At 49.5% G+C, this 548-nt stretch carries 1 protein-coding gene; it reads right to left on the bottom strand.

Annotated features, from left to right (window positions below):
- Positions 1–94 precede the first annotated feature (94 nt).
- On the bottom strand, positions 95–548 hold a 454-nt coding region (locus tag E2I14_RS20050; RefSeq protein WP_406675727.1), incomplete at its 5' end, for a hypothetical protein.

Below are 548 nucleotides of genomic sequence, written 5' to 3'. Positions count from 1 at the left end.
CTCTTCCCCCCTGATCCTCCCTCCCCCCTTCAACCTCTTTCCTTCTTTCTTCTCCCTCCCCCCCTCCTTCTTTTTTATTTCCCCCCTCTCTCACTTATTTTTCAACTTTAATTCTCTCTTCTTCTTCTTTTCCATCTCTTTCCTCACCTCTCTTCTCCCCTCCTTTCTTCCCTTTTTTCCCTTCTTCCCTCTTCCACTTCTCCACACCTCTCTTTTCCCTTCTCTTCCAAGCTTTTGGTCCCCTCTTCCCTCTTCCCTTCCTTTTTTCTCCTTCCGCCTCCTTCTCTCTTTCTTCCTCTTGCTTTTTTTTTCCCCTCTTCTCTCCTTCTTTTTTCTCCTCTCCTCCCTCCTCTTCCTTTCCTCTCTTTTTTCTTCCTCCCCCCTTTCTTTTTCTTTCCTCCCAATTCCTTCCATTCCTCTCTCCCTCTTCTCTCCCCCCCTTCTTTCCTCTCCCCCCCTTTCTCCCCCCTTCTTTTTCCCTCTTTTCCCTCCCCTTCTCTTGTCCCTTGATCCCTCCCCTCCCTTCCCTCTCCCTCTTTCCTCCCCAT

The sequence above is a fragment of the Sapientia aquatica genome (assembly GCF_004358105.1).
Lineage (GTDB): Bacteria > Pseudomonadota > Gammaproteobacteria > Burkholderiales > Burkholderiaceae_D > Solimicrobium > Solimicrobium aquaticum.
Note: the sequence above shows the minus strand (reverse complement) of the source record. Positions and strands in the feature narration are given on the sequence as shown.